The sequence below is a fragment of the Allobosea sp. 05T433 genome (genome assembly GCF_056396065.1).
Window position 1 is genome coordinate 20,558 of record NZ_JBFTKS010000036.1, and the last position, 13,805, is coordinate 34,362.

Consider the following 13,805-nt stretch of genomic DNA (forward strand, 5'->3'; position numbering starts at 1 on the left):
TCCGAACGACTCTTGGCCTTCTGCGTGCCGAGGCGCGCGCTGATCAAAATGGGGCGATGGCGACACCCCAGGGGTAGCGTCCTACCTTCACTGACTTGGTGACACGCAGTTTCTCGACATCGATGATCGAGACGTCGTTCGATGTGCCGTTCGTCGTGAAGAGCAGCTTCTCGTCGGGCGTGAAGGCGAGCTGCCAGACGCGCTGCCCGACCAGGAGATAGCGCTCCACTTTCAGGGTTGCGGTATCGACGACGGCGACGCGGTTGGCCGGCCCGAGCGCGACGAAGGCTGTTTTGCCATCCCTGGTGATCCGGATGCCGACGGGCTGGATGGCGTCGGCGTTGACGCCATTGATCTGGAACGACACCTTGCCGACGGGCTTGCGCGTCTTGACGTCGATGACGCTGACCGTGCCGCCGATCTCGGAGCTGACCCAGACCTGCGATCCGTCCGGCGTGAACTGCGCATAGCGCGGGCGGGCGTCGACCAGGACATGGTCGGTCGTCTTATTGCTTCCCGTGTCGATGAAATGCGCCATGTTCGTCGTTTCGGAGGTGTTGACGAGAATGGTCCCGTCAGGGCTGATGCCCATGCCCTCGGGCTCGACACCGACGGGGATTTCCGACAGGACCGAGCCCTTCTCGATATCGACGACGGTGACGATATTGTCGTCCTCGTTGGCGATATAGAGCGGGTTGCCTTTCGGATGCAGGGTGAAGAGCTCCGGGTCAGGACCCGAGGGCAGATTCTTGACGAATTCCAGGGTCTTGGTGTCGAAGACCTGCACGACATTGTCGTCGCTCGCGCAGATCAGCAGCCACTCGCCGTTCCGGGCCAGCACGACCCCGCGCGGACGTTGACCGACCTTGATGGTCTTGGTCACTTCCAGCGTCGTGCTGTCGATGACGCTGACGGTGTTGTCCTTTTCATTGGAGACGAACACCGTGTAGGCGTTGGCTGTGGATCCGAGCAGTAAAAGCGCGCCCGCCGAAAGAAATGATGTGAGCCGCATGGTGTTCCGTTTCCGATGATGATGTCGAAAAACCAGGACGCGATTGGCTTCAGGCTCTGACTTACTCTCCTACAATCTGCATTTCGTTTCCGGCCGGTCGAGCCCGAGCGTATCCAGCGTCGAGAACTGGTGCAGAAAGCCCGGCTGCGGCGAAACCGAGACCGGGAGCTTCGGCGTCGCGATCAGGATCGGTTCGCGCAACTGGCCGTTCCAGTCCCTGAATGTCAGTTTCTGGCCCTTGAAGCCTGCCACGTCGAACTCTGCGGAGCGCAGATAGGCCGCGATCTCGGCAAACGCGGTCGAGCGACGGCGCGCTGCCGCCTCGCCGATGCTGCGGATCGCGAGCCAGGCATCATAGTCGAGCGGGCGCATCGTCCGGTTCGCCGATCGCCTGAAGCGGTTCTGGAACTGGGTCGCTCCCCATTGTTCGAGCGCGGGATGCCAGCTTGTCGCCGTCAGCCCCTGTGTCCCCACCACCGGTCGCGCCTCCCAGGTCCGAAATGGGAAGTACTCGCCGAACAGCCCGGCCTCGTCGGCCACGACCACGACGTCATGGGCCGCCGCATTCTGCGTGAAGACCGGGATCTGCAGCTGAATCTGTTCGTGACCGCCATCGGCGCGCCGCGAGCCGCCTTCGTCGGAGAAAACCCGCTCCTCGACAATGCGGCCGCCGAAGCGCTTTGCCGCGCGTCGCACCGCCCCGGCGAAGGCCTCGTCCTCTGGCCGCGTTCCGAGAACCAGGAACCAGCGCCGCCACTGTTTCCAGACGAGATACTGCGCCAGCGCATCGGCGAGCATCGCGCGTGACGGGGCGGTATGCAGGACATTGGCGCGGCAATCCTCCTCGCGCAGGTTTTCGTCCGGCGCGCCGGCGTTGAACAGCAGCACATCCTTTCCCTTCAGCGCGTCGGCGAGCCTGAGAACGGTCTGGGCGCGCACGTCGAGCACCAGAAAATGTTGCCCCGCGGCGACGCGGCTTTCGGCTTCGACGAGCAGTTCATCGGCCTTGGCGCTCTCGATGATGTCCAGGCGAAACTCCTGGCCGAGAAAACGCCCCGTATTGGTGTTGTCTGCAATGGCGAGCCGCGCGCCGGCGATACCGTCGTCGGGCGGCGGAATGTCGAGCAGCGACAGCGGGAGAGGGCGCTCCTGGATCTCCCGGACGAGCAGGATGCCGATCGTCCTGGCCTCCGTCGGGGGCGCTGATTGCGCAAGCGCCTTGATCGGCCCACCGGCGAGCAGCATCACGCTGAAGACCAGAAAGATGGCCGCAAGGCGCAGCATCCCGGCCTTCAGGCGAAGGTCATGGCGATGGGCCTCGCAATCCTCCATGCGCGGCACTCCCCGATGGGCGAAGGCCAGCTACAGCCGTGCGCGTCGCCCACGCCCTCCAAAGCTGCGCCCAGCCGCAATCGACGTCAACCGGGGCACGGCTCGGCAAGCCGATGCCTGGCCGTTCCACAAGGGTGTGGAGTGCCGACCTGCGCCTGAGCCACTGCATGGGTTCGGAGCGCGCGCTGAGAGGACATTCGAAGGCGACTCCGAAAACGCTCACGGGATTCACGTAGTTTGCTTTTCGCTCCAAGCCGAAAAAGCGGGCCGTAAATCCGAGCCGACGTTGGCTGCGGGATACCTATCGCAAGGGTTGTCGCGAGGTTCCTCTGTGCCGGCGACAGTATTCGATTCGATCCTAGGGCGATCGTAATGAGGATTCTCTCAGGAAACGCGGCGCGAATCCGATAGGCCATTCTTGCCGCGGACCGTGAAGGCAGCAACGCCAGGTCCATGTCGTCAAGCTGGTGATTGTGAAGCCGAATTTGGGCGTGTGGGATAAGTAAATATGTCACACCCATCGCTGCTTTGCGGTGGGAAGCAAGTTGCGCATTGAGCGGGATCAGTCTTCGACGGATGCTGGGTGTGGAATTCGCAGCATGAATCGCAAGAAAAGGGGATTGCGATGATACTCAACCACGCGAGGGCCTGCGGCTTCACCTTGTCGATGGTGCTCGGGCTCGGCAGCGTCGTGGCGCAGGCCGCCGATCTGCCGCCCCCGACCACGCCCGTGCCGCCCGTGATGACTTCGGCATGGACCTACCGATTCACGCCCTATGGCTGGCTCATTTCGCTCAACGGAAACCAGACCGTGAAGGGGCGAACCGCGAAGGTTGATGCCAGTTTCATCGATATCGTCGATGCCACACTCGGAGATGGGGGCACGCTGTTTGCCCTGATGGCGGATATCGAGGCCCGCAACGGCCGGTTCTCCCTCCTCGGCAATTTCGCCGGGCTCAAGGTCAGCATCGATCGCGGTAACGTCAGGACGCGGAGCGTTACGCCGGATATCTCGGGCGCGATCGGCGCGTCCGGCGATGCCAAGACCTCGATGGCCATCCTTGAAGCTGGGGCCGCTTACGAGTTCGCGCGCTACGGATCAGTCGGCTTCGACGTCCTGGCGGGCGCGCGCTACTGGTATCAGCGCGCCGATATCTCCTTCGATGCGGGCGCGACCGTCGATGTCGGCGATCTCAGCTTCGGGCGCAATGTCGCGATCGCCCGTTCCGGCTCGGTGGATTGGGTTGACGGTTTTGCCGGCGCGCGCATGCGGATCGGCGTCGCGCCGGGCCACGAAATCTTCCTGCGTGGCGACCTTGGTGGTGGCGGCAGCAAATTCTCGTGGCAGGGCATTGCAGGTTACAGCTTCGATTTCGCGGAGAAGAACGGCATCACCTATTCGGGCATCCTCGGTTATCGGGCGCTCTACGCCGACTATGCCCAGGGAGAGGGACGTCGGCGTTATGCTTTCGATATGTTGATGCATGGCCCGGTCGTCGGGCTCAGCCTGCGGTTCTGAAGCAAGGCCAGGATACCGGTTCCTGGCGGCGGGTCGACGTTCTCGAGGTGACAACGCGCGGCAGGGACGCCGACCGGGAGCAATTTCCTGACAAGAGAGGCCTGCGCGCACACGCAATCGGAAGGGGAGATGCGGATGAGGACCGAGCTTTCTCTCTTCGTGGGCACCTTCACGACCTTGCTTGCCATCATCAATCCGTTCGAGGTCCTGCCGGTCTACCTCAAGCTGTTGTCCGGCAAGGATAACGCAACGCACCGCACGGTCGCCCTGAAAGCCTCGGTCTACGCGCTGCTGCTTTGCTTCTTCTTCTTCATTTTCGGAACGCTCCTGCTCCGGATTTTCGGCGTTCCGCTCAGCATGGTGCGGGTCGTCGGCGGCATCATCCTGATGAAGATCGGCTTCGAGCTGTTCATGCCGAAGAAATCTGGCGACGATCTGGGTCTCTCGGGCGCCGATACCGGCGAAGCGAACATCGCTTTCGTGCCGCTGGCGATGCCGATCATGTTCGGTCCCGGCGGCATCGCCACGATCATCGGGATGACCGCGACGATCAAGGATTCATCCAAGGAAATCCTCTCGTTCATCGCCATTTCTGCGGCAATCCTGGCAACGATGTTCACCACCTATATCTGCCTGATCTATGCCGAGAAGCTCACGCAAAGAATCGGCCCGATGGGGATCGACGCGATCACGCGCATTGTCGGGTTCTTTGTTTCCGCGATCGGGGGCGGCCTGATTTTCGACGGCGTGGTCGAAGCTCTGGAAATGCATGGCATGACCACTTTGCACTGAGCGACGTCTCCGTCCGGGAAGCGTGCCTGCGAAAAATGGAGGGGCAAAATCTGTTATTGGGCAGGGCGGCTTTTGCCCGCGCTGCGAGGGCAGGCTCGGAACAGGCCGCGGCCGGCTTCAAGCGGGCGCCAGCTTCGGCAGGCGGCGGCGGACATGGGCGGCGAGACCGGCGATGTCGGGCGCGGCGTTAAGCCGGCGCAGCCCTGGCTCGCGCTCCGCGCTTTCGAGCGGCCGTCTGATGGGCGTCTCAAGCCTGCCGCGCATCGAGTGCGTCGCGTAGTCCATCTCCGATGAAGTTGAAGGAGGTCACGGCGAGCGTGATCGCGGCGCCGGGGATGATTGCCAGCCAGGGTGCGCTGGTCAGGTAGCTCTGCGCGCTTTCGAGCATGTTGCCCCAGCTCGGCGTCGGCGGCTGGATGCCGAAGCCGAGGAACGAGATGTAGCTTTCGGCCAGGATCGCGTGCGCAACATTGAGCGTGGCCGCAACCACGATCGGCGCGACCGCATTGGGCAGCAGGACGCGGAACATGGTGCGCTTGCTGCTGGCCCCGAAGGAGACCGAGGCCTGTACGAATTCCCTCGTCTTGAGCGAGCGGATCTGCGCCTCGACGACGCGGGCGACCTCCATCCAGGAGGTCATCGCGATCAGCAGCACGATCGAGGGCACGGAGGGCTGGATCAGCGCCGAGACCGCCAGCAGCAGGAAGATCGAGGGGAAGCACAGCATCGCGTCGACAAAGCGCATCAGCGCGGCGCCCAGGGCCCCCTCGTAGAAGCCCGCGACCAGCCCGACCACGACGCCGATCGCCATCGCGATCGCCATGGCGGAAAAGCCGACGGCGAGGGAGATGCGGCCCGCCATCAGGAGCCGCGCGAGGATGTCGCGCCCGAGCGGGTCGGTGCCGAGCACATGCGGGCCCGAGAAGGGCGCCGCGAAGCGGGAGCGGATGTCGATGAAGGTGTCGGTATAGGGCAGCAGCCACGGCCCGACGATGCAGGCGAGCGTCAGCAGGGTGATGGTCGCAGCCCCGAAGACCGCAAGCCTGTGGCGCCGGAAGCGCCGCATGCCCGGGCTGTTCCAGAAGCCCGGGGCGGGCGCAAGCATCGGTTCGGCCATGCTCATGAAGGGCGCCTCTCGCTCATCGGTGACATCCGGCTCATCAGTGGCTTCCGGCGATGCGCGGATCGGCGACGCCGTAGAGCAGGTCGGCGATCAGGCTGCCGAGCAGCACCAGCATGGCGGAGAACATCAGGATGCCCATCACCACGGGATAGTCGCGGTAGCTGATCGAATCGAGGAAGAGCCGGCCCATGCCCGGCCAGGTGAAGACGGTCTCAGTGACGAGCGCGCCCGACAGCAGCGTCGGCACATGCAGTCCGGTGATGGTGATCATCGGCAGCAGCGCGTTGCGCAGCACATGCCGCAGCAGGATGGTCCGCTCCGGCACGCCCTTGGCGCGGGCGGTGCGCACGTAATCCTGGTTGATCACGTCGAGCATCGAGGAGCGCATGTAGCGGCTCCAGACTGCCGTCGAGACCAGCGCCAGCACGATGCAGGGGCCGATCAGGTGATGCAGCTGGTTCAGGAAGGAGCCGTCGCCCACCGTGTAGCGGTTGCCGGCGGGCAGCCAGCCGAGGCCGACCGAGAAGACATAGATGATGACGAGCCCGAACCAGAAGGTCGGGATCGAGAGCGCGATCATCGCGCCGATCGTCGCCAGCGAGTCGAAGATCGAATAGCGCTTGATCGCGCCGAGGATGCCGACCCAGGCGCCGAGCAGCATGGCGAGCAGCGTCGAGGTCAGCATCAGCTCCAGCGTCGCCCCGATATGGGAGGCGATGACGTGCAGCACCGGCTGCTGGTCGCGATAGGAGCGGCCCCAGTCGCCGCTCAGCATGCGCCAGAGCCATTCCGCATATTGCACGGGGAGGGGTCGGTTCAGGCCGAGCTGTTCCGCGATGCGGTCGAGATCGGCCTGGGTCATGTCGCCACCGGCGGCGAATTGCGAGAGCGGCCCGCCTGGCGCCAGGTGCAGGATGGCGAAGCCGATCACCGAGACGATGAGCAGCAACAGCAGCGACTGGCCGAGGCGGCGCAGGAGGAATCCGATCATGGCGCCGTTCTCCCGGCCGCTCCGCGCTTCATGTCACTTCGCCCGTTCAATCACTTCACCCGGTGCCAATCACTTCGCTCGGTGCCAATCACTTGGCCCAGTACCAGCTGCCCATGTTCCAGGCGTTCTGGCGCTGGTTGATATTGGGGCGATAGCCGATCAGGCCTTCCTTCACGCCCTCGATCGGCGCGTATTGGAAGATCGGCAGGATCGGCAGCTCCTCGCGGACGATCTCCTGCAGCCTGAAATAGATCGCCTTGCGCTTCTCCTGATCGAAGGTTTCCTGGCCTTCCTTCATCAGCGCATCGGCCTCGGCATTTTCCCACTGCATGTAGTTGCCGCCGCTGCCACCCTTCACCGGAATCGCATCGGAGGCGAAGCGCGAGGCCGGGTCGGGGTCGACGCCGGTGCGGAAGGTCGTACCGACCAGCAGCGACTCGAATTTGGAGCGCACGTAGAACTCGCCCCAGATCACCGCTGCCGGCATGTTGTTGATCGTCATCTTGGCGCCGACCTGCTGCCAATCCTGCTGGATCAGCTGCTGGCATTGCTCGCGCAGCTGGTTGCCGGTCGTCGTCGAGACCGCAAACTCGAGCGGCACGCCGTTCTTCATTCGCGTGCCCGAGCCGGAACGTTTCCAGCCGGCATCGTCGAGCAGCTTGTTGGCCCGGGCAAGATCGCGCTGCTGGACGGGGAGGGCGGGGTTGAACGCCCAGGATTCGCGCGGCGCGAAGGATTCCGTCGGCTTCGGCACGCCATAATAGATCGCGTCGATGATCGCCTGCTTGTCCATCGCCGCATAGAGCGCGTGCCGCACGGCCTTCTCGGCAAAGACCTTGTTGCCGAGATTCGGCATGATGATCTCGAGATTGCCGCTCGGCGCGACCGCGACCTTGCGGCCGGGAAGCTTGATCGCCTCCTGGTAGAAATTCGCGGGAATGCCCGAGATGATGACCAGGTCGACCTGGCCGGTGCGGAACTGGGCATAGAGCGCCGTCAGGTCCGGGATGTATTTGAGAACCGCCTTCTCGAGATAAGGGCCGTCGCCGTGATAGCTCTCATTGGCGACGAGCGTGATGTTGTCGCCGGGCTGTCGCGTGCCCCAGCGGAACGGGCCGGTGCCGACGGGAGCATTGTTGAACGGCGCCGTATTCGGGTCCGCCGCCTTGCCCAGGATGTGCTTGGGAACGATATGCGTGTTCGCCAGCATCGCGAGATAGGGGGCGTAGGCCTTCTCCATCCGCCACGAGATCTCGTGCGGGCCCTTGACCACGATATCCCTGACGAAGGCATGGCCGACGCGCGTGCGCGCCTTGAAGCCGGCGGTGTTGATCAGTTCCAGCGAGTATTTGACGTCCTCGGCGGTGAAGGCCGTGCCGTCATGCCATTTCACGTTGTCGCGGAGCTTCACGGTCCAGGCGAGGCCGCCTTCCGAGATGCCGCCATTCGCCTCGCTCGGCACCGCGAGAGCGAGATCCGGGCGCAGCGTGCCATCGGGCTCGGCGACCCAGAGCGAGTTGAAAACGCTGGTCCAGACGACTTCGTCGACCTCGACGCCCGGCATCAGCGGGTTGAAGGAAACCGGTTCCTGCGAGAGCCCGACCACGACGACGCCGGTCGGCTTGGCCGGCGGCGGGGCGGTGGGCTTAGTCGCCGTCTGAGCTCGTGCGGCAAAGCCGAAACTCGCGGCAAGCGCGCCGGCGCCGAGGCCGAAGAGATCGCGCCGGTTCAGGTTCCAGTTCGAAAACCGCCGTGGATCGTGACTGTCTCGCATCGTGCTTCCCCTCTCCCAAGGCAACCGCTTTCAGCGAATGCGCTGAAAGGCATCATCATAATAATGAACACAAGCGGCAACCCATTTTCATAATGGGCGTCATTCGGCTAAAAATCTTCATCATATGATATCGTGCGTCAAGGTCTGAGGGCGCTCCGGTCTGTGGAATTTGGCCGGTATTACAAGCAATGCGTTGTATTTAAAGGGTAATTTTATAAATCATCGGAATTTCATCAAAATAGTTGCGCGGGCATTTTCATCATCATATCGTTTGCGGGCCTTCAATCGCTTCCCTGGGACCCCATGCCGGATACAGTGCTGCCCGCCGAGAACGCCGACATCGACAGCGACGAGCAGCTCGAGGCCATGAGGATCGGGCAGCGGCTGCGAGCCCTGCGGGCCGAGCGTGGGCTGACGATCCTGGAGTTGGCGGCGAAGGCGGGCGTTTCCTCCGGCAGCATCAGCCAGATCGAACGCGGCGCCTCCAACCCGTCGGTCAGTACGCTGCAGAAGCTGCGCGCCGCGCTTGGCGTCACGCTCTGGTCGTTCCTGGAAAGCGACGCGGCCGAACCGGCCCGCGAGTCGCAATATGTCCGGCGCCAGGCCAATCGCCCGCGCATCGTCGTCGGCACCAATCAACTGACCAAGGAGTTGTTGTCGCCGCGCGACAACAACGAGCTGCGCTTCATGATCCTCACCGTACCGCCGGGCGCCGAGAGCGGCAGCTTCCTGAGCGGGCCCGGCGACAAGGGCGGCTATGTCCTCTCCGGTCGGGTCGAGCTCAGCATCGGCGACGAGGTCTTCGAAATCGGGGAGGGGGACAGCTTCCAGTTCCCCAGCACCATTCCGCATCAGGTCGTCAACCGCTCCGCGAGCGAGGCGAAGCTGATCTGGATCATCAATATCCGGGAATCGCACCTGTAGGGCGATCGTATCAGGCGGGGCCGGCAAGGCCGCCTTCGCCTGCCATTCCAGCAGACCCAGAGGAAACATGATCACGCGTCACGAAGTCACCGGCCGTCTCAGCAAGGTGCTGGTCGCCAATGGATTTGCCTTCCTGTCGGGCCTCACCGCCAAGGACCGCAGCGGCGGCGTCAAGGAGCAGACCGCCGATATCCTCGCCCAGATCGACGCCTATCTGGCGATGGCCGGCACGGACAAGACCCGCATCGTCGTCGGCAACATCTGGCTGAAGGACATCAGCACCTTCAGCGAGATGAACGCGGCCTGGGAAGCCTGGGTCGACCCGAAGCAACCGCCGGCACGGGCGACCGTCGAGTCGCGCCTGGCTGCGGACGACATTCTCGTCGAGATCCAGGTCCAGGCCCTCGTCTGAGCCTCAACGTCCGCCGCGCGTGATCGCGGCGGACTTTTTTCGCGTGTCCCCAAATCCTCGCGTCCTCCAGCGCAAGCGGTCCGCCATGCCTCAGTCATCTGCCCTTCCGAGCGTCGTCCCCGGCGACCCGTCCTGGTGGTTCATCGAGGCCATGAGCGCTGAAGCAGGCCGGCCGGATTCAGCGCCGCTGTCGGGCAGCATCACGGTCGATGTGGCGATCGTCGGTGGGGGCTTCACCGGGCTGTGGACGGCGCTGGCCTTGAAGGAGCGGGCGCCACAGCTCTCGGTCGCGCTGATCGAGGCCTCGCGCTGCGGCTCGGGGGCAAGCGGCAAGAACGGCGGCAAGGTTTCGGGCTATTGGGGCTCGCTTGCCGGGATGGAAGTAAATATCGGCTCAGACGGCGCGCTGGCGGTCGCCCGTTCCGGAGCCCGCGCCCAGGACGCGATCCGCGCCTTCGCGACGGCGCCCGGTCGCGATGTCTGGTGGCGCGACGGCGCCAGCATCCGCGTCTCGGCCTCGCCGGCGCAGGATGCCAAGATCAAGGGGTATGTCGAGACCGCGCGGCGTCTTGGCGTGCCGGATATGGCCCATGAGCTCTCGCCCGACGAGGTGGCAGCCTATTGCCGCTCGCCGGTGTTCCGCGGCGGCGTCTACCTGGCCGAGGGCGCAACCGTTCAGCCTGCCAGATTGGCGCGCGAACTGCGGCGGGCCGTGATCGATGCCGGCGTTTCCGTCTTCGAGAACACCCCGATGGTCGCGCTCGATGCCGGCACGCCGAGCCGCGTGCGAACCCCGGATGGCGAGATCATCGCCCGGGAGGTCGTGCTCGCCACCAATACCGAGCTGGCGAAGCGCCCGGAGGTGAAGCCGCATGTCAGCGTGTTCTCCTCCTTTGCGCTGATGACCGATCCGGCGCCCGAGAAGCTCGCCGCAATGGGCTGGACCCGCGATGAAGGGCTCGCGGATCTCAGGATGTTCGTCCACTATTTCCGCAAGACGGTCGACGGGCGCATCCTGATGGGCTCGGGCTCCGGCCCGATCAGCTTCGGCGGCAATGCCCGCGATCCGCGCCTGACCACCGACCTCGCCTCGGCCGCTCGGGCCGAGAAGGGGCTGCGCAGGCTGCTGCCGGGCTTCGCCGATGTCGGCATCGCCAAGATCTGGGGCGGCGGCATCGACGTCTCGTCCGATCGGCTGCCCTTCTTCCGCACCGTGCCGGGCACGCGCGTCCATTATGGCTGCGGCTATTCCGGCCATGGCGTGAACCCGACCTATATCGGCGGGCAATGCCTGGCCTCGCTGGTCCTCAATGCCAGGGACGACTGGGCGAGCCTGCCGCTGTGCACCCGCAGCCTTCCCTCGCTTCCGCCCGAGCCGTTCCGCGCCGTCGGCGGCCGGCTGGTGCGATGGGGCATCATTGGATGCGAGGAGGCCGAGGAAAGGGGCGAGCGTGCTGGCTCCGCGATGAGCGCCGCAGCGGCGATCCCAAAACTCTTCGGCCTGCGCATCGGAACGCGCTGAGAGCCGCGCTCCGATGATCTAACCCTTTGTGTTTGCATCGGCTTTCCCGAAAACCGCAATCCACCCTTCGGGCCGATGCTTTAGGTTTTTGTGTCCGCATCGGCTTTTGGGGCCGATGCTTTAGCCCAGCCGGACCTTGGCGACCTTGTCCCGGTAGTCGTCCTTGGGGTCGACGCCGAGCAGCATCTTGATGCCGGCAACCAGGTTGTTGGCGTTCTCCCAGATCTCGGCGCTGCTCGGGTCGAAGCGCAGCAGGGCGAGATTGGGGTCATCCTTGCCGCCTTCGAACCAGGCCGCGATGAAGCTGTTCCAGAGCCGGTCGATGACCTGGCGGTCCATGTCGATCATGAGATCGCCCTCGACCGAGACGAACAGGTCATGGCCCTTCGAGACCAGGCTGAAGGCCGCGGGCTTGCTGCCCGACAGCGCCTTGACCAGCTCGGTGTCGCGGGAGGCGAAGAACCAGATGGGCCCATGATCGGCCTCGAGCTGCGCAGTCATCGGGCGGGTATGGCCCTGCTCGGAACCGGCCAGGCCGAGCATGACGGTCATGTCGGACTTCAGGGCCTTCCAGAATTTTGCTTCCAGTTCGCTTGGCGTCGGCATGGCATTCCTCCTGCTTCCCTTGCGTTGAACGGCCGCGTGATGGCCATGTTCGGGGTGGTCCCCGCTGGCGGCGGATGCGCGGAAAAACCCCGCGGCGAGGCCGCGGGGTTTCCGGTTCCGCCCTCAGACGACCGGCGGACGATAGGCGGTGCCGTTCTCGTCGAAGCGACTCCAGCCGGCGGCGCGGTATTCGGCCTCGCGGGTGGAGCGATCGATCGGCGTCGCTCCGTCCATGATCGCGACGACGGTGGCTTCGTGCTCGGGCTCGGCCCTGACCGCAATCACCGTGCCGCCGCGGCGCACCGTCTCGGCATGGTATTCGGCCTCGTCCTTGTCGACGCCGGCGCTGGTAAAGGACCCGACGATCCCGCCGGCCGCCGCGCCGGCGACCGCCCCGGCCGCGGTTGAGGCGAGCCAGCCGGCTGCCACCACCGGGCCAATGCCCGGGATGGCGAGCATGCCGAGGCCGGCGAGCAGACCGGCCGCGCCGCCGACGCCGGCGCCGATCCCGGCGCCCTCGGCTGCATTGCTCTCCTCGGGTTTGCTGTGTCGGCCGACGAGGCTGACATCGCGACTGGGAACGCCTGCGGCCTCGAGTTGCTCGACGACCGAGAGAGCGGTTTCATAGCTGTCATAGGAACGGGTGATGGTGCGGGTCATGTTCAACTCTCTTGCTTTGAGAAAGCGGGAGGCGCGATCTGGCGCCGGGCGAGCCGGCGGCGAGTGATCTGCGCTCAGTGATCTGGCGCTCAGTGGCGGACGATGTTGCCGCGATAGTCGACGGAGACGTCGACCTTGGCGCCGGCATTCATGGCCGTGCCCTTCCAGACGCCGTTTGCGTCCTTCTTCAGGCCTGTCACGTTCGAATAGCCATTGGCTTCAAGGCGGCTCTTGGCCTGGCCTTCGGTGAAGCTGTTTGCGCCCGGCAACGGGGCGTTCTTGTCCGCCTCTGCCTTTGGTGCCGGCATTGGCGACGTCGTCGAGGTCTGCGCAAGCGCTCCGAAAGCAGTCGTCGAGGCGATCAAAGAGGCGATGAGAAGCTTTTTCATGGTAATTCTCCGCAGGTTCGCGATTGTACGTCCTGATGTCGTATCAACCGGCACCCCCGGCAGAGAGTTCCGCAAATAAATACTTCTGATGGGTGGAACACATGGCTGCGTCGTCGGTTTCGCCAGCGCTATCCTGAAATCGCTGGAGGACACCCGATGGCCACAACACCGAAGCCACTCGATGAGCTGTTTCACGACATGCTCAAGGACGTCTATTACGCGGAAAAGCAGATCCTGAAGGCGTTGCCGAAGATGGCCAAGGTCGCCACTTCGCCCGAGCTCAAGAAGGCGTTCGAGACGCACAGGGCCGAGACGGAAGGCCAGGTTGAACGCCTGAGCGAGGTCTTCGATCTGATCGGCAAGGCGCCGCGCGCCAAGACCTGCGATGCCATCCTCGGCATTCTCGAGGAGGGCAAAGCCGTGATGGAGGACTATGCTGACAGCCCGGCTCTGGATGCGGGTCTCGTCGCCTCCGCGCAGGCAGTCGAGCATTACGAGATGGCGCGCTACGGCACTCTGAAGGCATGGGCGCAGCAGCTCGGCCACAAGGATGCCGTCAAGCTGCTCGACGCGACCCTTGCCGAGGAGACCAGGACCGACAAGGCCCTGACGCAGCTTGGCGGGCCCGCCAATTCCGCAGCGGTTGCCAAGGCGGCCTGAGCGAACGGCCGATCCGGCCCCGGCGGCCAAGGCTGCCGGGGCCGTTTCTTTGGCTCGATCTCGCACAGGGGGCGCCCGATGCCCTTGTG

Annotated in this window: 14 protein-coding genes; 6 read left to right on the plus strand and 8 right to left on the minus strand. The window is 64.5% G+C overall.

The annotated features are described in order from the left end of the window. Positions 1–43 precede the first annotated feature (43 nt). Positions 44–1,012 carry a YVTN family beta-propeller repeat protein gene (locus AC1DGP_RS30905; RefSeq protein WP_441493139.1) on the minus strand — a complete coding sequence of 323 codons (969 nt, stop codon included), beginning with the start codon at positions 1,010–1,012 and terminating at the stop codon, positions 44–46. Between the two features lie 69 nt (positions 1,013–1,081). Beyond that, positions 1,082–2,344 carry an ABC transporter substrate-binding protein gene (locus AC1DGP_RS30910; RefSeq protein ID WP_441508418.1) on the minus strand — a complete coding sequence of 421 codons (1,263 nt, stop codon included), beginning with the start codon at positions 2,342–2,344 and terminating at the stop codon, positions 1,082–1,084. Between the two features lie 625 nt (positions 2,345–2,969). Between AC1DGP_RS30910 and AC1DGP_RS30915 the strand changes: the two genes are divergently transcribed. Continuing rightward, a complete protein-coding gene (locus tag AC1DGP_RS30915) occupies positions 2,970–3,863 on the plus strand; it encodes a hypothetical protein (RefSeq protein ID WP_441508419.1) in 894 nt (297 codons plus the stop codon). A 135-nt stretch (positions 3,864–3,998) separates the two neighbouring features. Next, positions 3,999–4,655, plus strand: coding sequence for a MarC family protein (locus AC1DGP_RS30920; protein WP_441493136.1), 657 nt, complete (start codon positions 3,999–4,001; stop codon positions 4,653–4,655). A 247-nt stretch (positions 4,656–4,902) separates the two neighbouring features. Here the strand turns inward: AC1DGP_RS30920 and AC1DGP_RS30925 are convergent, their stop codons facing one another. The 3 genes from AC1DGP_RS30925 to AC1DGP_RS30935 form a co-directional block, all read right to left on the minus strand. Further along, entirely contained in the window at positions 4,903–5,778 is an 876-nt protein-coding gene (locus tag AC1DGP_RS30925) for an ABC transporter permease (RefSeq protein WP_441508420.1), read from the minus strand. A gap of 37 nt (positions 5,779–5,815) precedes the next feature. Beyond that, on the minus strand, positions 5,816–6,769 hold the full coding sequence (locus AC1DGP_RS30930) for an ABC transporter permease (protein ID WP_441493134.1): 954 nt from the start codon (positions 6,767–6,769) through the stop codon (positions 5,816–5,818). Positions 6,770–6,857: 88 nt separating this feature from the next. Continuing rightward, the gene (locus AC1DGP_RS30935; protein ID WP_441508421.1) at positions 6,858–8,543 is read right to left on the minus strand and encodes a peptide ABC transporter substrate-binding protein; all 1,686 of its coding nucleotides are present in this window, start codon (positions 8,541–8,543) and stop codon (positions 6,858–6,860) included. A gap of 303 nt (positions 8,544–8,846) precedes the next feature. Here AC1DGP_RS30935 and AC1DGP_RS30940 point away from each other — a divergent pair, with 303 nt between their 5' ends. From AC1DGP_RS30940 to AC1DGP_RS30950, 3 genes are all read left to right on the plus strand, one after another. Then, complete coding sequence (locus AC1DGP_RS30940) at positions 8,847–9,467, plus strand: helix-turn-helix domain-containing protein (RefSeq protein ID WP_441508422.1); 621 nt, start codon at positions 8,847–8,849, stop codon at positions 9,465–9,467. A 67-nt stretch (positions 9,468–9,534) separates the two neighbouring features. Further along, a complete protein-coding gene (locus AC1DGP_RS30945; RefSeq protein ID WP_069881941.1) occupies positions 9,535–9,879 on the plus strand; it encodes a RidA family protein in 345 nt (114 codons plus the stop codon). Between the two features lie 85 nt (positions 9,880–9,964). Continuing rightward, positions 9,965–11,401: an NAD(P)/FAD-dependent oxidoreductase gene (locus tag AC1DGP_RS30950; RefSeq protein ID WP_441508423.1), complete on the plus strand. Its 1,437-nt coding sequence runs from the start codon at positions 9,965–9,967 to the stop codon at positions 11,399–11,401. A gap of 120 nt (positions 11,402–11,521) precedes the next feature. Here AC1DGP_RS30950 and AC1DGP_RS30955 read toward each other — a convergent pair whose 3' ends face one another. The 3 genes from AC1DGP_RS30955 to AC1DGP_RS30965 form a co-directional block, all read right to left on the minus strand. Further along, complete coding sequence (locus AC1DGP_RS30955) at positions 11,522–12,007, minus strand: pyridoxamine 5'-phosphate oxidase family protein (RefSeq protein WP_441508424.1); 486 nt, start codon at positions 12,005–12,007, stop codon at positions 11,522–11,524. Between the two features lie 123 nt (positions 12,008–12,130). Then, positions 12,131–12,667, minus strand: a complete 537-nt coding sequence (locus tag AC1DGP_RS30960) for a hypothetical protein (RefSeq protein ID WP_441493129.1) — start codon at positions 12,665–12,667, stop codon at positions 12,131–12,133. 89 nt (positions 12,668–12,756) lie between these two features. Then, positions 12,757–13,056, minus strand: a complete 300-nt coding sequence (locus AC1DGP_RS30965) for a PepSY domain-containing protein (RefSeq protein ID WP_441493128.1) — start codon at positions 13,054–13,056, stop codon at positions 12,757–12,759. Between the two features lie 156 nt (positions 13,057–13,212). Between AC1DGP_RS30965 and AC1DGP_RS30970 the strand changes: the two genes are divergently transcribed. Continuing rightward, on the plus strand, positions 13,213–13,716 hold the full coding sequence (locus tag AC1DGP_RS30970; protein WP_441493127.1) for a YciE/YciF ferroxidase family protein: 504 nt from the start codon (positions 13,213–13,215) through the stop codon (positions 13,714–13,716). The last annotated feature ends 89 nt before the right edge of the window (positions 13,717–13,805 follow it).